The organism is Mesorhizobium sp. M0678, assembly GCF_040320505.1.
GTDB lineage: Bacteria > Pseudomonadota > Alphaproteobacteria > Rhizobiales > Rhizobiaceae > Mesorhizobium.
Genome location: NZ_JAMYPT010000006.1, coordinates 33,854 through 57,626 on the forward strand (window position 1 = coordinate 33,854; position 23,773 = coordinate 57,626).

Consider the following 23,773-nt stretch of genomic DNA (forward strand, 5'->3'; position numbering starts at 1 on the left):
ACCCGGCGGGCAGATGTCCGCCGGCACCGGGCGGCTTTTTCAATGCGCAGCAATGTCCTTCGTCACAATCTCCTGACCGCCCTGCTGCTCGGTCCAGCAACGGCGTGGCTGGTGGTGTTTTTAGTTTTGCCGTTCGTGGCGATCGCCGTTTTCAGCGTCGGCGAGCGGGCGCCGGAAGGCGGCTATCAGGCCGCTTTCACCTTGGCGCAGTATGCCAATCTTCCGGCGCGGGCGACTGCCTTCTGGAACACCATGGTGCTGGCGCCGGCGGGCGCACTGGCCTGTCTTCTCGTTGCCTATCCGGTCGCCTATTACCTCGCTTTGCGCGCGCCGGAACGGTGGCGGCTGATCCTGCTGGCGCTTGTCGTCATCCCGTTCTGGACCAGCCTGCTGATGCGAACCTATGCCTGGATGTATGTGCTTGGCGGGCGCGGCATCCCAGCTCTGCTGGCCTATGTCGGGCTGGAGGACGTGCGGCTGATCAACACGCCGGGAGCGGTTCTGCTCGGTATCGTCTATGGTTATCTGCCGCTGATGATCCTGCCGATCTATGTCAGCCTCGAGCGGCTCGACCGCCGGCTACTGGAGGCCTCCGCCGATCTCGGCGCGACGCCGATCTCGACATTCCTCGGCGTGACGCTGCGGCTGTCGCTGCCAGGTGTGATGACCGGCTTCTCGCTGGTCATGATCCTGCTGCTCGGCGAATATCTGATCCCGACGCTACTCGGCGGCGGCAAGGTCTTCTTCATCGGCAACGCGCTGGTCGATCTGTTCCTGCAATCGCGCAACTGGCCATTTGGATCGGCAATCGCCATCACACTTGTGGCGGTTTCAGTGGTCGTGCTGCTTGCCGCGAACCGCATTTCGACCCGGCTTTCGGGTGCCCGCCGGGTGGACCTGATCTGATGCGTGCCTTCGTCGTTGCGGTCTTTGCCTTTCTCTACCTGCCGATCGCGCTGGTGGTGCTGTTTTCGTTTAACGCCGGCCACCACGCCAGCGAGTTCACTGGCTTCTCGGTGCAATGGTACGGCAAGGCCCTGGCAAACCCGTTCCTGGTCGAAGCGCTGAAGAACAGCCTGTTCATCGCCACGACCAGCGCCTTGCTGGCGGCGCTGTGCGGCACGGCGGCCGCGCTTGGCCTGGCGCGTGTCGGCGCGCGGACGCGAGCCGTCTTCGATGCGCTTTTGGGTGCTGCGATCGTCGTTCCTGGCGTCGTCATCGGCATCTCGACGCTGGTCGCGCTGGTCCAGCTATTCGGGGTGGTCAACCCGTTTGTCGCTTCGCTGTGGCCGAACGACCAGCCACCGCGCCTGGCGCTCGGCTATGGCTCGATCATCGCCGCGCACGGGCTGTTTTCGATGGCGCTGGTGGCGATGATTGTCGGCACGCGCCTCGGCAGCCTCGACCGCAATCTGGTCGAGGCCTCGAGCGATCTTTACGCTACCCCGCTGACGACGTTCCGCAGCATCGTGTTGCCGCAGATCATGCCGGCGGTGATCGCCGGCTTCCTGCTCGCCTTCACATTCTCCTTCGACGATTTCATTGTCGCTTTCTTCGTCGCCGGCGCACAGACGACATTGCCGATCTATGTCTTCGCCTCGATCCGGCGCGGGGTCACGCCGGAGATCAATGCCATCGCGACGATCGTGCTCGTCGCCTCCGTTTTGCTCGTGGTGCTTGCCCAATGGCAACTGCGCCAACGAAAACCATCACACTGAAAGATAAAAAAACATGATTCTGAGAGATCGCATCGCCGTGGTGACGGGTGCCGGGTCGGGGATCGGGCGTGCCGGCGCCATGATGATGGCCAGGGAAGGCGCGCTCGTGGTGATCGCCGACAGGGACCAGGCGGCGGGGGAAGCAACCGCTTCCGACATTCGTGCGGCCGGCGGTCGGGCCGAGGCCGTCGCCACCGACGTCGGCGAGGATGCGGCGGTCGAGCAGCTCATTGCGGGAACGCTGGGCCGGCATCGGCGGATCGACATCCTGCACAATCATGCCGGGATCCAGGTCGGCGGCACGCTGACCGAAGTCGGCGCCGACGGCATGGATGCCTCCTGGCGGATCAATGTGCGGGCGCAGTTCCTCGCGGCCAGGCTGGTCATGCCGTCGATGATCGCGCAAGGCGGCGGGGTGATCCTGAATACCGCCTCGAATTCGGGTGTGTTCTACGACCGCGAAATGATCGCCTACGCAACGTCAAAACATGCAGTGGTGGCGATGACCCGGCAGATGTCGCTCGACTATGCCAAACACAATGTCCGCATCAACGCGCTGTGCCCCGGCTGGGTCGATACGCCCTTCAACGAGCCGTTCATCGCGCAGATGGGCGGGCGGGCGGCGATCGAGAACTATGTCCGCACCAAGATTCCCATGCAGCGCTGGGCCAGCGCGGAGGAAATCGCCGAAGCGATCCTGTTCCTCGTCTCCGACCGCTCGTCCTTCATGACCGGTCAGGCGCTGGTGATCGACGGTGGAGAAAGCATCGGCTGATCCGCCGCTCCCGGCGGGCGGCAGCTGAAATTCTCTTTGGACTAACGGCCGGCGGCGAGATGTGCTTTCGTCTCAAGGAGAATGCGGCCAACATGGCTGGGTCGGGAGCAGAAATCATCAGCGCAAACGGGAAGGCTGCATAATGGCCGAGGCCTATATCTGCGACTACATCCGCACGCCGATCGGACGCTTCGGCGGTTCGTTGTCGGCGGTCCGTACCGACGATCTCGGCGCGATACCTCTGAGGGCGCTGATCGAGCGCAATCCAGGCATTGATTGGGCTGCCATCGACGACATCGTCTATGGCTGCGCCAACCAGGCCGGCGAGGACAACCGCAATGTGGCGCGCATGGCGCTGCTGCTGGCCGGCCTGCCGAAGGAGGTTTCGGGCTCGACCGTCAACCGTCTCTGCGGTTCGGGCATGGATGCGGTGATGATTGCTGCCCGCGCCATCAAGGCCGGCGAGGCGGAGCTGATGATATCAGGCGGCGTCGAATCGATGAGCCGCGCTCCGTTCGTGCTGCCGAAGGCAGAGACCGCCTTTTCGCGCAATGCCGAGATTTACGACACCACGATCGGCTGGCGCTTCATCAATCCGCTGATGAAGAAGCAATACGGCGTCGATTCGATGCCGGAGACCGGCGAGAACGTGGCGGAAGAGTTCGCTGTCTCCCGCGCCGACCAGGACGCATTTGCCGTGCGCAGCCAGGACAAGGCTGTAGCCGCACAAGCCAGCGGCCGGCTGGCAAAGGAAATCACGCCGGTGACGATCGCGCAGCGCAAGGGCGATCCGGTCGTTGTCGACAGAGATGAGCATCCCCGCGGGGGCACGTCGATCGAAGCGTTGGCCAAGTTGCCGACGCCGTTCCGGCAAGGCGGCACGGTTACGGCCGGCAATGCTTCGGGCGTCAATGACGGCGCCGCGGCGCTGATCGTCGCCTCGGAAGCAGCCGCGAAAAGATACGGGTTGACGCCGATCGCCCGTATTCTGGGCGGTGCCACCGCCGGCGTCGCTCCGCGCATCATGGGCATCGGTCCGGTGCCGGCCACGCAGAAGCTGTGTGCCCGGCTCGGCCTGGAGCCGCAACAGTTCGACGTCGTCGAGCTCAACGAGGCCTTCGCCTCGCAAGGCATCGCCGTGCTGCGCCAGCTCGGCATTGCCGAGGATGCGGAGCACGTCAACCCGAATGGCGGTGCCATCGCGCTCGGCCATCCGCTCGGCATGTCGGGTGCGCGCATATCAGGCACGGCGGCGCTGGAGCTGCGTGAACGCGGCGCCAGATACGCGCTCGCCACCATGTGCATCGGTGTCGGCCAGGGCATCGCCGTGGCGCTCGAACGCGTTTGATCTTTTGGCCGCCCTGGGGCAGAGCCCTGGCGCCGCCTATCTCGTTTGCCCGATATGCGAAAGACGCTCTGGTCAATGGGCGATCCTTGCGAAATGATGGACACCGTTGCGCCTAGGCCGGGAAAGTGTGGCCCTTGCAAGAAAGCTGTTTGAATTGAGCGATCCTCAACCCATTACCAACGATACAATCCTCATAATTCTGCATTATGTTCTCGTCGAAATTCGAGGGACTGACAAACCGGAAAAGGCACGGATGCTCGCGGACGCCTTTCACAACGCGCCGAGCTTGATCGCAAATGGCCATGAACCGCAAAAAACGTGGGAAAGCATTCTTTCAACCGCGCGAAGGCTTGAAATAGAGCCTTACGTCCTTCGGCTATTGCGGCACGTTCAATCGCGTCAAATTTCAAACTGAGACATTACCCGAAATTTGACCATGTGGACAAAGGTCCGGCGTCGTTCCATAGTTCCCTGTCTTTATATTTTCCGAACAGCCGGCTCGACATGGCTGTCGAACAGAGGGGCATGCAATGGACAACAAAAAGAGCAGAATCCAATCGAAACGCGAAGGGCTTTCGCGCCGCAACGTGCTGGAGTTGGGCGCGCTCGGCCTGGCGGCGGCGATGCTGCCGGGCAGCGCCTTTGCCAAGACCAAGAAGCTGAAAGTGGCGGCGATCTTCGCCACGCCGATCGAGGAGCCGTGGGACAACCAGATCCACGTTGCCCTGCAGAAGGCCGAGAAGGAACTCGGCATCGAATACAAATGGTCGGAGAAGGTGCAGACGGCCGATTTCAGCCGCGTCATGCGCGAATATGCGCAGGGCGGCTATGAGCTGGTGCTGGGCGATGCCTTCGCCGCCGAGCGCGAATCGCGCAGGACCGCCAAGCAGTTCCCGAAGACCGCCTTCCTGTTCGGCTCCGGCGCCGGGCCGGCCGAGCCGAATTTCGGCGTCTTCGACAACTGGATTCACGAGCCGGCCTATCTGTCCGGCATGATCGCCGGAAAGATGTCGAAGTCAGGCACGGTCGGCGCCGTCGCGGCGATGGGCATTCCGGAAGTGAACCGGCTGGTCAACGCTTTCTTTGCCGGCGCCAGGGAGGTCAATCCCGACATCAAGAAGAAGGTCGCCTTCATCGGCTCGTTCTTCGATCCGCCAAAAGCAAAGGAAGCGGCCGTCGCCCAGATCGATGCCGGCGTCGACGTCATCTATGCCGAGCGCTTCGGCGTCATCGAAGCGGCGGCGGAGAAGAAGATCCTCGCCATCTCCAACATGTCGGACCAGTCGAGCCTCGGCCCCGACACCGTGATCACCGGGCCGGTCTGGGACATGTATCCGACCGTCGAGCAGGCGATCAAGCTGGTCAAGGCCGGCGTCTTCACCGCGCAGGATTACGGCGATTTCTCGCGCATGGCCAAGGGCGGCTCCTACCTCGCGCCCTACCACAAGTTCGACAAGACGCTGCCGGCCGAGGTCAAGGAACTGGTCGAGAAGAAGAAGGCAGAGATCCTCGACGGCAATTTCCGCGTCGACGTCGATGAGAATACGCCGGTCTCGGATTAGGGCTCTGTCTTTTGGGGTTGGTGCTTGTCGCACCCCCCTCTGGCCTGCCGGCCATCTCCCCCTCAAGGGGGGAGATTAGCAGCTTCGCCGACAGCGCCCTCCTCTTCAGCGCTGACGATTTGCGAAAGCCGAAGTGACATCCGATCTCCCCCCTTGAGGGGGAGATGGCCGGCAGGCCAGAGGGGGGTGCAGCGCATTCCCGTCGATCAAAGCTGAATCGTAAAGCCAATTCCGATCGGGAGCACCCTTGTCAACGCCTGCCCCTCTCATCGAAATGCGCGGCATCTCCAAGAGCTTTGGCGCCGTCAAGGCGAACGAGGCCGTCGATCTCAGCGTCGCGCCGGGTGAAATCCTCGGGCTGCTCGGCGAAAACGGCGCCGGCAAGACGACGCTGATGAACGTGCTGTTCGGCGCCTATGCGCCCGATGCCGGCGAGATCCTGGTGCAGGGCCGGTCGGTGGCGATCAACAGTTCGGCCGATGCGCTGGCCGCCGGCATCGGCATGGTGCACCAGCATTTTCATCTCGCACCGCGGCTTTCGGTGCTGGAGAACCTCTTGATCGGCATTCCCGGCAGATCGGGCCGGATCGACCGCGCCGGCGGGCTGGCGCGGCTCGCCGAGATCGGCCGCCAGCACGGGCTGACGCTCGACCCGGACCTCCCCGTCTCGGCGCTGTCGGTCGGCGAGCAACAGCGGCTCGAAATCGTCAAGGCGCTGTTTCGCGGCGCAAGGCTGCTGATCCTCGACGAGCCGACGGCGGTGTTGGCACCAACCGAGGTCGACGGGCTGTTTTCGGCGCTGCGCTCGATGGCGGCACAAGGGCTCGGCATCATCTTCATCTCGCATAAGCTCACCGAGGTGCGGGCGCTGACGCATCGCTGCGTCGTGCTCCGGCATGGGCGCGTTGCCGGCCGCGTCGATGCGCCGGCCAGCACCACGTCCTCGGAGATGGCGCGGCTGATGTGCGGCCACGAGATCGTGCCTCCGGCCAGAGGACCGTCGATGCCCGGTGCGGCCGTGCTGACCCTCGACGGTATCTCGACATTGCATCATTCCGGCATGGCGCTGCGCGATGTTTCGCTGTCGGTTCGTGGCGGCGAGATCCTTGGCATCGCCGGCGTCTCCGGCAATGGCCAGCGCGCGCTTGCCGAGGTCATCTCCGGCGTGCGTGCGCCCGATGCCGGGAAGATGACCATAGCCGGCAAAACGGTTTCGCGGTTCTCGCCGAGCACAGTCCAGGCGCTCGGCCTCGGCCGCATCCCGGAAGACCGCATGACGACCGGGCTGGTCACCAATCTGCCGCTTGCCGATTCGATGGTGCTGCCGCGCATCGGCACGGCGGCGTTCAGCCGCAACGGCCTGCTCAAGCCGGATGCGATCCGCGCCTTCGCCGAGGCGCAGATCAAGGCCTACGATATACGTTGCCCCGGGCCGATGACGCGCGCCGGGGCGCTTTCCGGCGGCAATCTGCAAAAGGCGCTTCTGGCGCGCGAACTCGCTTTCGATCCGAAGGTGCTGATCGTTTCGCAGCCGACTCGCGGCCTCGACATCGGCGCTGCGCGCTTCATCCACGAAAAATTCCTCGACATGCGCGCCAAGGGCTGCGGCATCGTCGTCATCGGCGAGGATCTGGAAGAGTTGCTGATGCTCTCGGATCGTATCGCGGTGATGTATGAGGGCCGCATCGTCGGCACGCTGGACAGCGCCGACGCCAGCATCGCCAGACTCGGGTTGATGATGACCGGCGCGGAGGGCCATGCCTGATGTTCCGTCTCGAGGCCCGCACCTCAACGCCCGCCTGGTTCAATCTGGCGCTGCCGCTGCTCGCAATCGGCGCGACGCTGATCCTGTGCAGCGGCCTCATCGCACTGGCCGGCGCCGGCGTCGTCGAGGCCTATGGCGTGATGTTTTCGGCGTCGCTGGGCGACAGCTACGCCGTCACCGAAACGCTGGTGCGTGCCGCGCCGATGATCTTCACCGGACTGGCCGTGGCGGTCGCCTTCCGCGCCAAATTCTGGAACATCGGCGCCGAAGGGCAATTGCTGGCTGGTGCGGTGGCGAGCTGTGCCGTCGGTGCAATCCCGATGCCGGGGCCGCTCGCCATGCTGCTGATGGCGCTGGCGGGCGCTGCCGCCGGCGCGGCCATCGCCCTGATCCCCGCCACGCTGCGGGTAAAATTCAGGGTCGATGACGTGGTCAGCTCACTGCTGCTCAACTCGGTCATTTTCTATGCATTGATGGCGCTGATCGAGGGGCCATGGAAGGACAGTTTCAGCGGCTACCCGATCTCGCCGCCGATCGAGGATACGGCCAATTTTCCGGTGCTGCTCGAAGGCACGCGGCTGCATCTCGGCGTCGTCGCGGCGCTGGTCGCCGCACCGGTGATCTGGTTCGTGGTCGCGCGCACGACGCTCGGCTTCCGCATCAGGGTCACCGGCGAAAACCCCGAGGCGGCGCGCTATGGCGGCATCAATGTCGAGCGGGTGCTGATTTCGACGGCGCTGCTGTCTGGCGCATTGGCCGGCCTTGCGGGCGTCGGCGAGGTCGGCGGCGTGCATTTCCAGGTGATGAGCGACATCTCGCCGGGCTATGGCTATTCCGGCATCGTCGTCGCCATGCTGGCGAGGCTCAATCCGCTCGGCGTGGTGCCGGCGGCGATCTTCCTTGCCGCCGTCATGACCGGCGCCGAGGCGATGTCGCGGGCGACCGGCGTTCCGGCCTTCCTCAGCGATGTCATCCAGGGAACTGCGCTGCTCGCCATGCTGGTGGCGCTGCTGTTCACCGCCTATCGCATCCGTCGCGTGGGAATAGCCAAATGAGCGTGGTGCTGGAACAGATCTTCCAGGTCGGCTTCCTTGCCGCGATCATCCGCATCGCCACGCCGCTAGCCTTCGCGACGCTGGGCGAGATGTTCTCCGAGCGCGCCGGGGTGCTCAATCTCGGCATCGAAGGCATCATGCTTTTGTCGGCGATGACCGGCTTCACCGCGGCGAGCCTCAGCGGCAGCCTCTGGCTTGGCGTGCTAGCGGCGGTGCTGACCGGGGCGCTGATGGGCGCCGTGCACGCGCTGTTCACTGTAGCGCTCGGCCTCAGCCAGCATGTCTGCGGCATCGGCGTGACGCTGTTTAGCTCCGGCCTTGCCTATTTCCTCTACCGGCTGATCTTCGGCCAGCAATCGGTACCGCCGAACATCAAGGGATTCGAGACGCTGCCGATCCCGATCCTGTCCGGCATTCCGGTGCTTGGGCCGGCGGTGTTCAACCAGTTCTCGCTGGTCTACATGGCGATGCTGGCCATACCGCTGGCCGCCTTCGTGCTCTACCGCACGCCTTGGGGCCTGTCGGTGCGCATGGTCGGCGAAAACCCGCGTGCCGCCGATTCTGCCGGCGTCAGCGTCATTGCAACACGCTTCCAGGCGGTGATCCTCGGCGGTGCCTTGATGGGACTGGCCGGTGCCTTCCTGTCGATGGCGCAATTCAACGCCTTCACCTTCGGCGTGGTTTCCGGGCGTGGCTGGGTGGCAATCGCGCTCGTCGTTTTCGGCCGCTGGGATCCGTGGCGATCGGCAGGCGCGGCACTGCTGTTTGCCTTCGTCGACGCCTTGCAGTTGCGCATGCAGGCGAGCGGGCTTGGCCATATCCCCTACGAGGCGTTCCTGATGCTGCCGTTCATCTTCACCATCGTCGCTATGGCGGTGATGTCGCGCAATGCGGTGGCCCCGTCGGCGCTGCTCAAGCCGTTCCGGCGCGAAGAGCGGTAGCGGCGCTTCGCCTTTCACATCGCGGTGAAGCCGTTATCGACGAACAGATGCGCGCCGTTGACGAAGCTGGCCTCGTCGCTGGCCAGGAACAGGGCTGCCTTCGCGACCTCTTCCGGCTCGCCGATCCGCCCTTGTTGCGCCGCCATTGCCGCGTCGGAGACATCGACGCCGAGTTTGTCGAGATCGGCGACCTCGCGCAGGCCATGCGGTGTCCTGATGAAGCCTGGACAGACCGCATTGCAGCGGATGTTGCGGTCGCGGAACTCGACGGCGATGGCACGCGCGAACATATGGCAGGCGCCCTTGGTGGTGTCGTAAAGCACCTCCATCGGCGTCGCCGCCACCGCCGAGATCGACGAGGTGCAGACGATGGAACCGCCGCCGGCGGCGATCATGCCGGGCAGCACGGCACGCGTCATCAGGAACATCGAACGCACATTGACGGCATGCAGCCAGTCCCATTCCTGCAGCGTGGTCTCCAGGAAGGGTTTGATGACGAGGGTGCCGGCGTGGTTGAACAGAACCGTGAACGGGCCGAATTTTTCCGTCGCGCCCTTCACCGCCGCTTCGACCTGCGCCTCATCCGATACGTCGGCGACCCAGTGCTCGGCGACATGGCCGCGTTGCCTGATTGCCGCTGCGGTGGCCGCCGCCGCTTCGCCGTTGCGGTCGACGATCGCCACCTTGGCGCCCTCGGCCGCGAAAAGCTCCGAGGCCGCACCGCCCATTCCCGTCGCGCCGCCCGAAATGATGGCGACCTTGCCGGCCAGTCTTGTGCCCATGGTTTGCTCCCTGCTGCCTTGCCGTGACGTCGCGGCTTTCCGCTGAAGCGATGCTATCCCTCATCCATTGGATGGCCAAGGAGCCACAGACATATGGACCTGACGTTTCCTGCCGTCACCCCGGCATGCCGCGAAAGGCAGCGCTAAGCAGTAAAAGCACTAATTTGTCCGCCGTTTGGAGAAAATTGTTCTAAGGATCGCGCGAAAATAGCACTCGACAAAGTCTACTGATTTTATAGATTAAGCGCCGAGACGGAGGTCGATATGTCCTATAGCCAGAACGCTCAGACTGCCCGCAAAGGCCAAAGGCTGGGTTCCGACCAGGTGTGGCGGCCGGCCTATGCCGGCGCTTTCGCCTATCTCGTCTTTGCCCTTGCGTTTGTATTCACCGGGGCAGTGGTACTGGGGCTTATCCCCTGATTGTCAAGGCTCTGATCATCGAGGCTTCCTCGGGATAGCGGCCTGCCGTTTGCAGAAATTCCGGAGTTGATGAACCGAATGCCGGTGCGCTTTTGCGCGCCCTGATTCCAACGTGATGGAGGAGATGGCAATGCCAATCGAGTTCACGCATGTTCCCGGTAAGATCCACGCTGCCGACGCCAGCTTTTTCTACGACTATGTCGAGACCGCGACGAAGCTGTCACTGATCGAGGATGCCGGATTCCGGAAGATCGTCATCGACGACCAGGCCGGGCTGCTGACCAATATGGACCTTGCCGCCCAGACGCTGGACCGGACCTCGTCCCTGGAGGTCGTGCTCACGCATTGGGCAGGCGTGATCGAACCAACCGTGGCGGCGCGGCAGCTCGCTGCCCTCGACGCGAGAAGCGGTGGCCGGCTGTCGCTCAGGATGCTCAGCGAGCCGCTGAGCGACGACGATGCCGAGGCACGTCCGGCCGGCCATACGGTGGTCTGGCAACGCATCGATGAATATCTGGTGCTGCTGAAGCGGTTGTGGTCGAACGACAGGCCGTTCGACCATGAAGGCACCTTTTACAGCATCAAAGGCGGCTATGTGCCGCGCAAGGGGCCGCATGGTGCCGATGTGACCATCCGCATGGGCGGGCAGTCGGGCACTGCGCTCAGGGTCGCGGGCAGGCATGCGGACGTGTTCGAGCTGGCGCCTGGCTCGCTTGCAGAAATCCGCCAGTCAATGGAGCGCGTACGCGGCGCTGCTGCCGAACACGGCCGGGCCGGCAAGCTGCGTTTCGCGCTTCCCGTCCGAATCCGTACGGAAGACAAACCGGCCGCTTCCTGCCAGAAGGCGCTCGAACTTGCCGGGCCGCCGGCGCAGGTCGCGCTTTCGCTGCTTTCTTACGCCGCTTTGGGGATCAAGGAGTTCATGATCGTCGGCGTCGACAGGCCACGCGAGATTGCGACCGCCGGCCGCGAGGCGATCGCGCTCTTGCGCAATTCGCTGGCACGGCGCGAGGCCGATGTCCCTCAGCCGGGGGCGTTTGCGTCACGCTCGATACAGGGAGCACGCGCCGGCTGCTGAAGCGCCTCCGTCGTCCGCGCCTTGGTGACGGGTCTACACCATTCCGGGAAAGCCGCGTGAGCCGCCCTGGCCAGCGCCGGTATTTCCTGATCGGGAACGGAGCTGTAGGGCCAGAGCAGTCGCGGGCCGAGCGGCGCCCAGCCGCCGGCTGCCGCCATCGCCTTGTCGAGTGCTGCATCACCGACATTGTAACGGGTGCGAAACGGTAGGACATTTGCGGCGAGGAAGGCCTGTATGCGGGCCTCGACCTCGGCAGCGGCGGCCATGTTGGTGCGGATTATCTGCCACCACATCATCGCGCCCTTCGGGTTGAGGCAGGCAACGTTGGAATAGCTGCCATGGGCCCCTCCAGCATAGCCTGTTGCCAGCGTGTGGCCGGGGACGAAGACGGAAAATCCGTCCAGTTTGCGGCGCATGTCGGCATACCAGCCGGCGTCGCCGCCCGGCAGCTTGGCGCCGACCAGCGATGGCACGGCCGCACGCAGACTGGCGATGCCGTCGAGCGTCAGGTGGCGCTTGGCGTGCGGCGGATTGTAGAGCACCAGCGGCGTTTCAGGCGCGGCGTCGCACAGGCCGCCGGCAAAGCGCATGACCTCGTCGTCGCTGGGCGGCCACCAGTCGGGCAGCGTGAACTGCACCGCCGCCGGGCGAAGTCCGGCGACCCGCGTCAGTCGCTCCAGCGCGACGCGCGGAGTGGACTGGCTGATGCCGATCTGGAAAGGAAGGCGCGCGCGGCCGGCTATGGTTGCGACCAACTCACAAAGCCGGTCAAATTCGGGCTCGGTCTGGCAATGGAATTCGCAGGCCGTTCCATTGGAATAGACGCCGTCGACGCCTGAGGCGCAGAGCCGGGCGATCGTCTCTTCCGTCGCCTGCCAGTCGATCGCTCCGCGATCGTCGATGGCCAGCATCACCGCGCCCCAGATGCCGCGCGGTGCGTGTGCGGGCAAGCGGGCCAGATGGTCGTCGAGGTCAGCGTCCACCGGCGATCTCGTGTTCGCGGCGGGTTTCGTTCGACGCGAAGGCAGCCTCGATAATAGCGATGATCTTGCGCGCATAGATGCCGTCGACCGGCACAGGCGTGTCATCGGCAATGGCATCGCGCATTGCGTTCCATTCGCGCACCAGCGCGTTATGCATCCAGTTCGGCTCAAAGGAACCGGGCAGCTCGGTCCAGACCGTCTCGCGGCCAAGCATGGTGCCGCGGTCCATGTCGATGCGCAGCGTTCCCCGCTCGCAGACCAGATCCATGGCATAGGTGGTGGCGCCGGTGCGATAGCCGACGCTCTGCACCTGGCCGATGCCGCCGCCGGCGAAGCGCAATCCGAGCAGAGCGCTGTCGTCTGCTTCCTGGTCATGGAACTTGGCGCCGAGCATGCCGCTCACCGACACGACATCGTCATCCATCAGCCAGACCAGGCGATCGACCGCGTGGATGCCGGCCGTCAACAGCATGCCGCCGCCGGTCGCCTTGCGCAGATGCCAGTCGCGGCGATTGTGCTCCATCCACAGCTTGATGATCCAGCTCGATCCGGCGAGCGGCCGGCCGAGCTCGCCTTCCTCCAGAATTTGCCTGGCCGCCATGCAGGGCAGGGCGAAATGCATGAGGTGGGCGACCATCAGCTTGATGCCACCCTTGGCCACGGCGGCGTTGATCGCATCGCAGGCAGCCACCGTCGGCGCCATCGGTTTTTCGAGCAGGATATGCTTGCCGGCCTTTGCCGCGCCGATGGCCATTTCGGCATGGAGATGGTGCGGGCTGGCAATGAGGACCGCATCGACCTCCTTGTCGTCCAGCAGCCTTCGCCAGTCCGCGTAGCCGCGGCCGCCATGTTCAGCGGTGAATTGCTGCAGTGCGTCGGCATTTCCTCGAGAGGCGGCGACGAGGCGAATATTTCCAACCTCGCGGATTGCCCGCGCATGGGCTGCGCCGAAATCGCCGGCGCCGATAATTCCTATTCCAATCATGGTCCTGCCTTTTGATAAGCGGCGTCGATCAGCGACATCGCCGCAACATAATCTTCGATGGACACCGGCGGAGGCGCCTTTCTGGCCAGCCGGTCAAGCGTATCGCGCATGAACAGACGATAGCGCGTTGCCGGCAGTTCGACCGGCAAGTCGACGATTGCCGCGTCGTCGAGCGTTGCGCAGATAACATGGTCGCCATGATCGATGAGGGTGGCATTGGCACTGACGATGCGCCACTCGAAGTCACCGCCGGGGCGCATCGAAGCAAAGGTGTAACCGGCCTCGACGATGAACAGCGCGCCGGCCTCGTCTTCCAGCACCAGAAGTGCGTGATCCTCGACCGGGCCGGGATGAATGCGGTTCGCGATCGAAACACTTTTCAGGCCGAGCTTGCCGGTTGCGAGGCTGAGTGCCGCGTCGACGCCGTGTATGCCGAGATTCCTCAATGCACCCCCGCCACCAACCGCCGGGTCGAGCACCCAGGCGACACCGTCGGCGATGTAGCGTTGCGGCGGGCCGTTGACCAGCCGGAACTGGCAATGCGCCACGGGGCCGGCGCGACCTTGCCGGCGCAGCCGTTCAAGGCCGGCAACGGCCGGCCCGAAACGGTTGGGCAGGGGAACAGCGACAAAAGTCTGGTACTGCCTGGCAAGGTCGCGCAGCGCCATCAGTTCCCTAGTATGGCTGGCCGCCGGCTTCTCCAGGATCAGCGGTATCCTTGCCGCGATGATCGCACGTGCCCGCGCCGGCACCATCGAAGGGTGCCCCATCAACAGGATCACATCCGGCGGGCTGGAGAGTATCTCCTTGAAATCTTCGATAAACGGCAGGTCGTGGTGCGCGGCGAACGCTTGCGCTTGGCCAGGATCCTCGTCCCAGATACCGGCGATCTCCGTGCCGTAAAAGCGTGCGGCGTCGAGGTGTATTTCGGCGTGCCAGTGGCTCGAGCCGGCGAGGGTAATCTTCATTCGGAGGCAGCAGCTTTGTTATGGGCTTGCAGGATATCCTACAAGTGGCTATACGACAAGCAGCGGGCAAGCTTCAGCGGATGATGAAGGCAGTGGGATGGCGGAACTGAAGTCGATCGAACCGTTGAGCAGACCGCCGCTGCTTCACGTCACCGTGCAGGAAAGCCTCAGGGCCTATATCGAAAGCAACCAGCTCAAGGCAGGCGATCCCCTGCCGCCGGAGACGTTCCTGGCGCAGCGGCTCGGCGTCGGCCGCAACTCCGTGCGGGAAGCCATCAAGGCGCTGGAATCGATCGGCATCCTGGAGACACGACGCGGCATCGGCGTGTTCGTCAAGGAGTTCTCGTTCAAGCCGCTGCTGGATAACCTGGCCTACGGTTTGCAGGATTCGCTGCGCGATGTCGAAGAGCTGCGCGAAATCCGTCGGGTGCTGGAAACCGGCCTCATCGCCAAGACGATCGAGATGATCAGTGCCGAGGACATCGAGGCGCTGCGCCAGTTGACCGAGCGCATGCGGCAACGTGCCGAGCGCCATGAGAGCTTCGCCGAAGAGGACCAGCAATTCCATCAGCTGCTGTTCCGCTGCCAGAACAATCACATGCTGAGCGCGCTGATCGACATCTTCTGGACGGCGTTCAACAAGGCCTCGAATTTCACCAATCTCGATAATCCGACGCCGCTGGCGACATGGCGCGACCATCACGAGATCGTCGAGGCTGTCGCCGCCAAGGACGTCGGCCAGGCGCGTCGGCGACTCGACGACCATTACCGGGGGATCCAGCAGGTTATCGCAAAAAACCGAACAAGCTGAAGAACAACCTGACTATGCCAAGGGAGGAAACCATGCGTATCAGGACCATCGCATTCTCAGTCGCCGGGCTGCTGCTCGCCAGCATTGCCCCATTGACCAGTGTCCAGGCACAAAGCGCCAAGACCATTGCGGGCGGCTTCGACGTCGGCCCCGGCGGTTTTCCCAAGAACTTCAACCCGCTGGTGGCGACCGGCGGCTACACCTGGCTCAGCACCTATTTTGAACCGCTGGTCATCTACAATGCCGGGCTGGCCGATATCGAAGGCGACCTCGCCAAGGACTACAAGATCAGCGACGACCAGCTGAGCTATACGTTCAACCTGGTCAACGAGACCTGGCATGACGGCAAACCGTTCACCTCGAAGGACGTCAAGTTCACCCTCGAGCTTGCCAAGAACAAGGCCTCCGGCAGCCTGTTTGCCGCCCGCCTCGCCAACATCGCCTCGGTCGATGCCCCGGATGACCACACCGCAGTGGTGAAGCTATCGAAACCGAACGGCTCGTTTCTATCCATCCTCTCGCAGCTGATGATCCTGCCGGAGCATGCCCTGGCCGCTCTGCCGCCGGAATCGCTGGCGACAAGCACCTGGTGGTCGACCACACCGGTCGGCACCGGCCCGTTCAAGTTCAAGCGCTACGTGACCGACCAATATGTCGAACTGGCAGCCGATGACGATTATCGCGGCGGCAAGCCGAAGGTAGACGTGCTCATCAACCGCTATTTCGAGTCGCCGGCGGCGGCCGTTGCCGCACTCCGTGCCGGCGAAATCCAGTTCACCTATGTCGAGCCCGACGATGCGGCATCGTTCAAGAGCGACAGCAATTTCAAGGTGATCGAAGGTGCCTCGTACGTGGTCAACTATATCGGCCTGAACCAGAAGGTCGACCTGTTTAGGGATATCCGTGTCCGCCAGGCGATCATGTACGCGATCGATCGCAACGCCATCATCGACAGCCTCTACGGCGGTGCCGCCGAGCCAGCCAATTGCGGCTATGTCGCGCCGCATCTCGTTCCCGCAGGCCTCGAACCCTATGCCTACGATCCGGCAAAGGCCAAGGCGCTGCTGAGCGAGGCCGGCTGGGACAAGATCAACGGCGACAAGCCGATCACCTTGCTGACCTATTACGGCTCGCCGCAAGCGGCCAATGTGATGGCCGCTGTCCAGTCGATGCTGGCCGAGGTCGGCATCAATGTGGTGCCGCGGGTCGTCGATACGCCGACCTACAACGGCATCGTCTACAAGCAAGGCACGCCGGACTGGAACGCCTTTCCGATGGTCTATGCCGGCCTGCAGAACGGCCCCAACCCGGCCGGCCTCAATCCCGGCCTCAACAAGTCGCAGATCCCGCCGGCAGGCTTCAACACCATGCGCATCGAGTTCGACGATCTGAGCACCGCATTGGACGCCGCGCTAGGCCAAACCGATCCGGCCAAGCTCGATCAATCCTGGCAGGGGGTCTGCAAGGTGATGAACAAGGAGCTACCCTGGGCGACGTTGTGGGTGGCCAACCGCTATGGCGTAGCCTCCAACAAGCTGCATGACTTCGTCTGGACGCCGGCGCCGGGCGGCGGCCCCTACGCAGCTCACCCCGAGCGCTGGGACATCCAGTAAGAAACCCGCAACCAAGCGAGCAGGCGGGACCACTTTGGCGCCGCCTGCCACCGCCACGGAAAGCCCATGTTGAGCTTCATCGCCCGCCGCAGCGCCACAGGATTGCTGATGCTGGTCGCGCTCAGCGTCCTCATCTTCATCCTGTTGCGGCTGGCGCCGGGCGATCCGATCGACGCCTATATCAACCCATCGGTCCCCATGTCGGCTTCCGACCTCGAGGGCCTGCGCGAACGGCTCGGGCTCGATCGGCCGCTTCCCGTGCAATATCTCGCCTGGCTGCGCGCGGCGCTGAGCGGTGACTTCGGCTATTCGATCCAGCGCAGCGGCGTTGCCGTGCTGCCACTGGTCATGGAACGCATCGGCCCGACGGCGCTGCTGATGGGTACGGGCCTGGCGATCGCCATCGTGCTCGGCATTTCCGCCGGCATTTTCAGCGCGGTGCGCCGTAACGAACCATCCGACATCGCGCTGTCGGTGCTGTCGTTTATCGGTATCTCCAGCCCGGCTTTTCTGACAGCGCTGCTCGGTCTCTATTTCTTCTCGGTGCTGCTGCGCTGGGCGCCGTCCGGCGGCATGCAGACCGCGGGTGCGCCGTTCTCGGCGACGGATGTGCTTGCGCACCTCGTCCTGCCCGCCTGCCTGCTGTCCGTCGGCCATGCCGCGCTGATCATGCGTTACATGCGCGCCTCGCTGCTGGAAGTGCTCAACCAGGATTACGTGCGGACGGCGCGTGCCAAGGGCGTGCGCGAGTTCTGGGTTATCATCAAGCACGCGACCCGCAATGCGCTCTTGCCGGTCATTACCTTGATCGGCTCGACTGTCGGCATCGCCATCGGCGGCGCCATCTTCCTGGAAAGCGTGTTCAACTGGCCGGGCATGGGACTGCTTCTGGTCAACGCCGTCGGCACCCGCGATTACCCGGTGATCATGGGCGCTACCCTGGTGATCGGCGTTTGCGTCATCCTGGTCAACCTCTTGACCGACGTCGTCTATGCCGTCGTCGACCCGCGCATTCAGGTGGCATGATGGCAATCACGGCGCCAGATCCTACAGTTGACCCGACAGCCGTGCCGCAAACCAAAGGCCCGCTTCGCCGCGCGCTCGACCGCTTTTTTGAAAACCGCGCGGCGCGTGCCGGGCTTTTGATCGTCATCCCGATCCTGCTGGCGGTTTCGACGTATCCTTTGTGGTGGCCGTTCGGTCCTAACACCATCGACCTCCGAGCAATGAACAAGGCGCCGTCGGCCATTCATTGGCTGGGCAGCGACGGCGTCGGGCGCGACGTCATGGCCCGGTTGCTGCAAGGCGGGCGGATCTCATTGCTGGTTGCCGTCAGCTCGGTCGCCATCTCCACCGTCATCGGCTTCCTGGTCGGCGCCGTCGCCAGCTTTGGCGGGCGCCTCGTCGACGGCACGGTGATGCGCCTGGTCGATCTGGCGATGACGCTGCCGCCGGTGATCTTCCTGCTGGTGCTGGCTTCGATCGCCGGCACCGGCATCGCGCCGACCATACTGGTGATCTCGCTGCTCTCCTGGCCGGTGCTGTCGCGCATGGTGCGCGCCCGGCTGCTCGAACTGCGCGAGCGCGATTTCGTCGTTGCCGCCCGCGGCATGGGGGCAGGGCTGCCGCATCTGCTGTTCCGGCACGGCCTGCCCAATTGCATCGATATCCTGGTCGTCTACGCCACCTTGCAGATCGCCAACGCCATCCTGCTCGAGGCCGGCCTGTCCTTCCTCGGCCTCGGCATCGCACCGCCCGAAGCCAGCTGGGGCAACATGCTCAATCTCGCCCGCTCCACCGTCGTGCTTGAAAATTACCCCTGGCAATGGATGTTCCCGGGCGCCGCACTGGTGCTCACCGTGCTCGCCATCAACTTCATCGGCGACGGCTTGCGCGACGCATTCGACCCCCGCTCCGATCTCAACTGACCTCAAAGGTTCATCAAAATGCCCCTGTTTACCGGCGTCGTGCCACCTGTCGTCACCCCGCTCAATGCCGATTTCAGCATCGACTTTCCGTCGTTCACCCGCACCATCGAGAACCTGCTCGACGGCGGCGTTCACGGGCTGTTCGTGCTCGGCTCGACCAGCGAGGTGGTCTTCCACGACGAGGCGGGCCGCAGGGCCGTCCTCGAGCACGCGGTCAAGGTCAATAACGGCCGGGTTCCGATCTTCGCCGGGGTCATCGACCCGACGACCGACCGCGTCATCAACCACGCCCGGATCGCCAGATCGGCCGGCGCCGACGCCATCGTCGTCACCGCGCCGTTTTATACCCGCACCAGCCAGCCGGAGATCGGCGACCACTTCCGCTATATCAAGGATGCGATCGACATTCCGGTCATCGCCTACGACATCCCGGTCTGCGTCCACGTCAAGCTGGAGCGCAAGACCACGGTCGGCCTCGCCAGGGAAGGCGCCATCGCGGGCATCAAGGATTCCAGCGGCGATGACGGCAATCTGCGTTACGTGCTCAAGGACATGGCCGACGACCCCGGCTTCTTCGGCATGACCGGCTCCGAGATACTGGTCGATAGCGTGCTGGCGATGGGTGCGCATGGCGTCGTGCCGGGGCTCGCCAATGTCGACCCGCATGGTTATGTCAGGCTGTGGAAGCTGACGCAGGCGGGCCAGCATGCCGAAGCCCGCCTGGAGCAGGAGCGGTTGTTGAAACTGTTCGAGATCGTCTGGATCTCGCTCGGCAGGACCAGCGCCGGCTCGGCCGGCGTCGGCGCCTTCAAGGCGGCGATGAAGAGCCTCGGCATCATCGCCTCGAACACCATGGCGCGGCCGCAGCGCAGCCTGAACGACGAGGAAACCGCAAAGATCGACATGATCCTTCGCGATGTGGGGCTGCTCCGCTGAGTGCCGCGCCGATCCTCTCGATTTCCGGCCTCCGCTCGGTGTTCCGCATCGCGGGGCGCGACATCGCGGCGGTAACGGATGTCGACCTGACGATCGGCTCCGGCGAGACGGTGGCGCTCGTCGGCGAATCCGGATCCGGCAAATCCGTCACCAGCCTGTCGATCATCGGCCTGTTGCCGAAAAGGGTCGGACATATTGCCGAGGGATCGATCGCGCTGCGGCGCAAGAACGGCACGCTCACCGAGCTGACCAGCCTCGATGCCGAGTCGCTGCGCAAGATACGCGGCAACGAGATCGGCATGGTGTTCCAGGAGCCGATGACCAGCCTCAACCCGGTCTACACGATCGGCGAGCAGATCGCCGAACCGATCCGCATCCATCTCGGCAAATCGCACCGCGAGGCAGAAGCAGACGCGGTGCGGCTGCTGGTACAGGTCGGCATTCCCGATCCGAAGCGGCGGGCGCGGCAATATCCACACGAACTTTCGGGCGGGATGCGCCAGCGCGCTACCATAGCCATGGCCCTGTCCTGCGATCCAGGCTTGCTGATCGCCGACGAGCCGACGACCGCGCTGGACGTCACCATACAGGCCCAGATCCTCGATCTTTTGGCCGAACTGCGGGCGCAGCGCGGCATGGGCATCCTGTTCGTCACCCACAATCTCGGCGTCGTCGCCGAAATCGCCGACCGGGTAGCGGTGATGTATGCGGGGCGTATCGTCGAAACAGGTCCGGTGAGCGAAGTGTTCACCCGTCCGCGTCATCCCTACACCGCCGGGTTGATGCGCTCGGTGCCGCGGCTCGGACAGGCCACGGCGCTGAAGGCGGCGGGAACGCCGCTGCCGACCATTGCCGGAAATGTTCCGTCGCTCGCCTTGCTGCCCAAAGGCTGTTCCTTCGCGCCGCGTTGCCCGATGGCTATCGCTGCCTGCCGCGCCGCGGTCCCTCCATTGTTTGCGGCAACGCGGACCCAGCAAAGCCGCTGCCTGCGTTGGGAGGAGCTCTGATGGCCGACGTTCCTTTCCTTTCGGTCAAAAACCTGACCAAGCATTTTGCGCCGACAGCGTTCTCGCGCGGACCCGTCGTAAGGGCGTTGGAGGATATTTCTTTCGATATCGGGCGTGGCCAGGTGGTCGGCCTGGTCGGCGAATCCGGGTCCGGCAAGACGACGATCGGCCGCTCGGTGCTGCGTCTGATCGAGCCGACATCCGGCCAAATCAACTATGACGGCACCGACATCACCAGGCTGGGTGCCGCCCAGTTGCGCCGCCAGCGCCGCAAGATGCAGTATATTTTCCAGGATCCCTTCGCCAGCCTGTCGCCGCGCATGACGATCGGGCAGATCCTCACCGAAGGCCTGGACATTCAAGGCATCGGCAAGAAGTCCGAGCGGCGGGCGAAGGCCGAGAAGGCACTTGCCGCGGTCGAGTTGCCGGTCGACGCCTATGACCGCTACGCCCATGAATTTTCGGGCGGCCAGCGCCAGCGCATCGGCATCGCCCGGGCGCTGACGCTCGAGCCGGAATTCATCGTTGCCGATGAGCCGGTCTCGGCACTCGACGTCTCGATCCAGGCGCAAATCATCAATCTGTTGCGCGACCTGCAGCTCCGGCTCGGCCTGACTATGCTGTTCATTTCGCACGATCTGGCTGTCGTCGAGTACATCTGCGACACGGTCATCGTGCTCTATCTCGGGCGCATCATGGAGGTTGCGCCGGCGGCCGAGCTTTATGCCCGGCCGCAGCATCCCTACACGCGCGCGCTGCTGTCAGCCATTCCGTCGCTCGATCCGCTAGCCAGGCAAGACCGACAAGTGCTCAAGGGCGATATTCCAAGCCCGGCAAACCCGCCGTCGGGCTGCGTTTTCCGAACCCGTTGCCCGTTCGCGCTGGAGGCTTGCGCCGGGGCTGTACCGCCACTGAGGGCGACAGCCGACGGCCATCTGAAGGCCTGCATTCGCGACGACATCGCGTAGGTTTTTTGCCCTGTGCCTACGGGAGAACTTGGGCGAGATGGACAAGGTCGTCGGCCACAAAGTCCCAGCTCTCAAGAGGCGAGAGATCGGTCGTCTGCGCCGGGCCATGCTCTTTTGGCCGAGCAACAAAGGCGGTTCCGATACCGCATTTTCGTGCCGCAGCCAGGTCGTCATTATGCGCGGCGACTAACACGGCCTCCGAAGGTCGCACCACCAGGATCTCCACTGCGCGGAGATAAGCCTGCGGCGCAGGCTTGTAGGTGCCGAACACATCCGAGCCAAGGACGGTGTCCCAAGGCAGGCCGGCGCGCTTGGCCATATCCAGCAACAGCCGGGTATTAGCCCCTGACAAGGGCACGATGATGAAGCGTTCCTTTAGCCTCGCAAGGCCTTTCAGCGAATCGGGCCACGGCTCCAGCCGGTGCCAGGCGAGGTTGAGTTCCTCAAGTTCGGCGGTCGGCAGCTCGGATGGGGCCAGCCCGAACTGGACGAGGGTGGCGTCCAGATTCTCCCTGTTGATCACGTCAAGTGAAACGAAAGGGCGGTGCCCCGTCCGCACCGCCTCGGTCGAGGCGTCATAGCGCGACGCCCACGCATCGGCGAATTCACCGGGATCGACCTGCTCTGCACCAACTCGCGCGAGGAAGGCGCCGGCCTCCCTTGCGATGCCGCTGCGCCAGTCAACGACGGTTCCCAGAACATCGAAGAATAGGACTCGAGTGGCGGTCATATTGAGCTTTCCGGTCGGGTTGCGGTGGCTGTCCTGCCGCATCAGTCGCGATAGGACGGATCGACCTCGTCGAGCTGCTGATCAGATAGTCGAAATGTTTAAAAGCCTGATCGCGAAGGTGGTTCCCCCGGGGCTCATTGAAACGTCGTCGATGCCAACCCATATGCAATTCGCGTCGGATGTTTCCTCCCATTCGTTCGGCGCGTTCCCCTCTGAAGGTTTCGACCTTCACATCTTGGCCGGGCTTTTCAGCCCGGCCTTTTTTCTAGGGTGGATCAGCGAGCCGAGATCACGGCGCAGGCGTGCCCAGCGTATCGATGCGTTTCGCCAGCTCCGCGGGATCGCCAAGCACGCGCAGCGTCTTCAGCCGAGCGGTGCCGCCGGCGACGATCGAGACGGCCGAAGCGGCCACGCCAAGCGCCTTGGCGACCAGCCTTTCCAGCGCTCGATTGGCGGCGCCGTTTTCCGGCACGGCGCGGACGCGAGCCTTCAGATGGCTTCGCCCATCCGCGGTCGTTTCGGGCCCCTCGAGCCTGTCCATCGCTGATTTCGGCGTCAGCCGGACGAACAGGTCGATGCCGTCGGCGCGAAGTCGAAAGAAACGGTTCGTCCCGTGACTCACATCGATCCGATACCGAACATCGGCTGAACGGTCGTGTCTAGGAACACGCTGATAAATGTCAGCGCAAGCAACAGGATGATCGGCGAGATATCGATCCCGCCAAGGTCCGGGAGGACGCGGCGGATCGGCCGCAATGCCGGCTCGGTCAGCCGATAAAGCATGTTGCCAAGAGAGTCGACAAGCTGGTTGCGCGAGTTGACGACGTTGAAGGCGTAAAGCCACGAGAAGATAGCCGCACCAATCACAATATACCAATAGATATTAATCGCGGCATGCAGCGTATAAAAGACTGCGATCATCGGTTGCTCCTTGCGAACGCCCGACATGTAGCCACTGTAGGTGAAAGCGGCAAGAGCCGCCTTCCGCCGCATGGCGAAGCCGGACGAACGGCCGAACGGCATTTCGGCAGCACGCGCAGCCTTGACAGGAAACCGCAGCGGCCGATAAAAGCCCCATCCGCTGGACGGGGCTGTAGCTCAGCTGGGAGAGCGCGTCGTTCGCAATGACGAGGTCAGGAGTTCGATCCTCCTCAGCTCCACCAGCGGATTTTTTCGCACCCTTTGCCTGGATGAATTCCAAGGAAATCCTCCTTGGCTTCACGGCGTCTCTCAGATGAAGCTCGCGAACGCATTGCAGCCTGCTGGCGGCTTGGCACTATCGTTGCCGGGTGGATTCACATCGGCGACGTAAAGACCCTCTACACCAGTAGCGTATGCGGCCTATTGCCACTGCGCCTCGTCCTTGCCAGACTTGGTCCGTCTTCAAAACCGAGGGGAAT

General features: G+C 63.8%; 24 protein-coding genes and 1 tRNA gene. 18 read left to right on the top strand and 7 right to left on the bottom strand.

The features are described from left to right. The first annotated feature begins 42 nt into the window (after nucleotides 1–42). The 8 genes from NKI29_RS13050 to NKI29_RS13085 all read left to right on the top strand — a co-directional run bounded on the left by NKI29_RS13050 (nucleotide 43) and on the right by NKI29_RS13085 (nucleotide 9,164). Entirely contained in the window at nucleotides 43–906 is an 864-nt protein-coding gene (locus NKI29_RS13050; RefSeq protein WP_023678185.1) for an ABC transporter permease, read from the top strand. Next, the gene (locus tag NKI29_RS13055) at nucleotides 906–1,718 is read left to right on the top strand and encodes an ABC transporter permease (RefSeq protein WP_292657203.1); all 813 of its coding nucleotides are present in this window, start codon (nucleotides 906–908) and stop codon (nucleotides 1,716–1,718) included. Before NKI29_RS13050 ends, NKI29_RS13055 begins: the two co-directional genes overlap by 1 nt. 13 nt (nucleotides 1,719–1,731) lie before the next feature. Further along, nucleotides 1,732–2,493, top strand: coding sequence for an SDR family NAD(P)-dependent oxidoreductase (locus NKI29_RS13060; protein WP_023678183.1), 762 nt, complete (start codon nucleotides 1,732–1,734; stop codon nucleotides 2,491–2,493). A gap of 142 nt (nucleotides 2,494–2,635) precedes the next feature. Continuing rightward, on the top strand, nucleotides 2,636–3,841 hold the full coding sequence (gene pcaF / locus NKI29_RS13065) for a 3-oxoadipyl-CoA thiolase (RefSeq protein ID WP_023678182.1): 1,206 nt from the start codon (nucleotides 2,636–2,638) through the stop codon (nucleotides 3,839–3,841). Nucleotides 3,842–4,371: 530 nt separating this feature from the next. Further along, nucleotides 4,372–5,403: a BMP family protein gene (locus NKI29_RS13070; RefSeq protein ID WP_023678180.1), complete on the top strand. Its 1,032-nt coding sequence runs from the start codon at nucleotides 4,372–4,374 to the stop codon at nucleotides 5,401–5,403. A 274-nt stretch (nucleotides 5,404–5,677) separates the two neighbouring features. After that, nucleotides 5,678–7,168 carry an ABC transporter ATP-binding protein gene (locus tag NKI29_RS13075; protein WP_502896697.1) on the top strand — a complete coding sequence of 497 codons (1,491 nt, stop codon included), beginning with the start codon at nucleotides 5,678–5,680 and terminating at the stop codon, nucleotides 7,166–7,168. Continuing rightward, nucleotides 7,168–8,223, top strand: coding sequence for an ABC transporter permease (locus tag NKI29_RS13080; protein WP_352796404.1), 1,056 nt, complete (start codon nucleotides 7,168–7,170; stop codon nucleotides 8,221–8,223). The genes NKI29_RS13075 and NKI29_RS13080 overlap by 1 nt, the downstream gene beginning before the upstream one ends. Next, entirely contained in the window at nucleotides 8,220–9,164 is a 945-nt protein-coding gene (locus NKI29_RS13085; protein ID WP_352574549.1) for an ABC transporter permease, read from the top strand. Before NKI29_RS13080 ends, NKI29_RS13085 begins: the two co-directional genes overlap by 4 nt. A 14-nt stretch (nucleotides 9,165–9,178) precedes the next feature. Here NKI29_RS13085 and NKI29_RS13090 read toward each other — a convergent pair whose 3' ends face one another. Continuing rightward, on the bottom strand, nucleotides 9,179–9,946 hold the full coding sequence (locus NKI29_RS13090; protein ID WP_352696943.1) for an SDR family NAD(P)-dependent oxidoreductase: 768 nt from the start codon (nucleotides 9,944–9,946) through the stop codon (nucleotides 9,179–9,181). Nucleotides 9,947–10,210: 264 nt separating this feature from the next. On the opposite strand from NKI29_RS13090, the gene NKI29_RS13095 reads away from it, so the two are divergent. Beyond that, nucleotides 10,211–10,366 (top strand): hypothetical protein, encoded by a 156-nt coding sequence (locus tag NKI29_RS13095; protein ID WP_023678176.1) that lies wholly within the window; start codon nucleotides 10,211–10,213, stop codon nucleotides 10,364–10,366. Between the two features lie 130 nt (nucleotides 10,367–10,496). Continuing rightward, a complete protein-coding gene (locus NKI29_RS13100) occupies nucleotides 10,497–11,444 on the top strand; it encodes an LLM class flavin-dependent oxidoreductase (RefSeq protein ID WP_352696941.1) in 948 nt (315 codons plus the stop codon). Here the strand turns inward: NKI29_RS13100 and NKI29_RS13105 are convergent. From NKI29_RS13105 to NKI29_RS13115, 3 genes are read right to left on the bottom strand one after another with little or no spacing between them, the layout of a single operon-like run. Beyond that, nucleotides 11,390–12,427: a dihydrodipicolinate synthase family protein gene (locus tag NKI29_RS13105; RefSeq protein WP_352696939.1), complete on the bottom strand. Its 1,038-nt coding sequence runs from the start codon at nucleotides 12,425–12,427 to the stop codon at nucleotides 11,390–11,392. The two genes, NKI29_RS13100 and NKI29_RS13105, sit on opposite strands and share 55 nt — an antisense overlap. Then, a complete protein-coding gene (locus NKI29_RS13110; protein ID WP_023678173.1) occupies nucleotides 12,417–13,412 on the bottom strand; it encodes a Gfo/Idh/MocA family protein in 996 nt (331 codons plus the stop codon). Before NKI29_RS13110 ends, NKI29_RS13105 begins: the two co-directional genes overlap by 11 nt. Continuing rightward, the gene (locus tag NKI29_RS13115) at nucleotides 13,409–14,380 is read right to left on the bottom strand and encodes a Gfo/Idh/MocA family protein (RefSeq protein WP_352696937.1); all 972 of its coding nucleotides are present in this window, start codon (nucleotides 14,378–14,380) and stop codon (nucleotides 13,409–13,411) included. Before NKI29_RS13115 ends, NKI29_RS13110 begins: the two co-directional genes overlap by 4 nt. Nucleotides 14,381–14,477: 97 nt before the next feature. Here NKI29_RS13115 and NKI29_RS13120 point away from each other — a divergent pair, with 97 nt between their 5' ends. The 7 genes from NKI29_RS13120 to NKI29_RS13150 all read left to right on the top strand — a co-directional run bounded on the left by NKI29_RS13120 (nucleotide 14,478) and on the right by NKI29_RS13150 (nucleotide 21,643). Further along, nucleotides 14,478–15,191, top strand: a complete 714-nt coding sequence (locus NKI29_RS13120; RefSeq protein WP_352696935.1) for a FadR/GntR family transcriptional regulator — start codon at nucleotides 14,478–14,480, stop codon at nucleotides 15,189–15,191. Nucleotides 15,192–15,223: 32 nt separating this feature from the next. Further along, complete coding sequence (locus tag NKI29_RS13125; RefSeq protein ID WP_023678170.1) at nucleotides 15,224–16,804, top strand: ABC transporter substrate-binding protein; 1,581 nt, start codon at nucleotides 15,224–15,226, stop codon at nucleotides 16,802–16,804. A 66-nt stretch (nucleotides 16,805–16,870) separates the two neighbouring features. Further along, a complete protein-coding gene (locus NKI29_RS13130; RefSeq protein ID WP_023678169.1) occupies nucleotides 16,871–17,830 on the top strand; it encodes an ABC transporter permease in 960 nt (319 codons plus the stop codon). Continuing rightward, nucleotides 17,827–18,732: an ABC transporter permease gene (locus NKI29_RS13135; protein WP_023678168.1), complete on the top strand. Its 906-nt coding sequence runs from the start codon at nucleotides 17,827–17,829 to the stop codon at nucleotides 18,730–18,732. Before NKI29_RS13130 ends, NKI29_RS13135 begins: the two co-directional genes overlap by 4 nt. Before the next feature lie 18 nt (nucleotides 18,733–18,750). After that, on the top strand, nucleotides 18,751–19,668 hold the full coding sequence (locus tag NKI29_RS13140; RefSeq protein WP_352451273.1) for a dihydrodipicolinate synthase family protein: 918 nt from the start codon (nucleotides 18,751–18,753) through the stop codon (nucleotides 19,666–19,668). Next, nucleotides 19,665–20,675, top strand: a complete 1,011-nt coding sequence (locus NKI29_RS13145) for an ABC transporter ATP-binding protein (RefSeq protein WP_352697076.1) — start codon at nucleotides 19,665–19,667, stop codon at nucleotides 20,673–20,675. Before NKI29_RS13140 ends, NKI29_RS13145 begins: the two co-directional genes overlap by 4 nt. Next, nucleotides 20,675–21,643, top strand: coding sequence for an ABC transporter ATP-binding protein (locus NKI29_RS13150; protein ID WP_352796406.1), 969 nt, complete (start codon nucleotides 20,675–20,677; stop codon nucleotides 21,641–21,643). Before NKI29_RS13145 ends, NKI29_RS13150 begins: the two co-directional genes overlap by 1 nt. Before the next feature lie 16 nt (nucleotides 21,644–21,659). Here NKI29_RS13150 and NKI29_RS13155 read toward each other — a convergent pair whose 3' ends face one another. The 3 genes from NKI29_RS13155 to NKI29_RS13165 form a co-directional block, all read right to left on the bottom strand. Continuing rightward, the gene (locus tag NKI29_RS13155) at nucleotides 21,660–22,373 is read right to left on the bottom strand and encodes a haloacid dehalogenase type II (RefSeq protein ID WP_352796409.1); all 714 of its coding nucleotides are present in this window, start codon (nucleotides 22,371–22,373) and stop codon (nucleotides 21,660–21,662) included. A gap of 289 nt (nucleotides 22,374–22,662) precedes the next feature. Beyond that, complete coding sequence (locus tag NKI29_RS13160) at nucleotides 22,663–22,995, bottom strand: DUF167 family protein (protein WP_352796412.1); 333 nt, start codon at nucleotides 22,993–22,995, stop codon at nucleotides 22,663–22,665. Continuing rightward, nucleotides 22,992–23,294: a YggT family protein gene (locus tag NKI29_RS13165; protein ID WP_352796414.1), complete on the bottom strand. Its 303-nt coding sequence runs from the start codon at nucleotides 23,292–23,294 to the stop codon at nucleotides 22,992–22,994. Before NKI29_RS13165 ends, NKI29_RS13160 begins: the two co-directional genes overlap by 4 nt. Before the next feature lie 166 nt (nucleotides 23,295–23,460). On the opposite strand from NKI29_RS13165, the gene NKI29_RS13170 reads away from it, so the two are divergent. Beyond that, nucleotides 23,461–23,536, top strand: a tRNA-Ala gene (locus NKI29_RS13170). Nucleotides 23,537–23,773 lie beyond the last annotated feature (237 nt).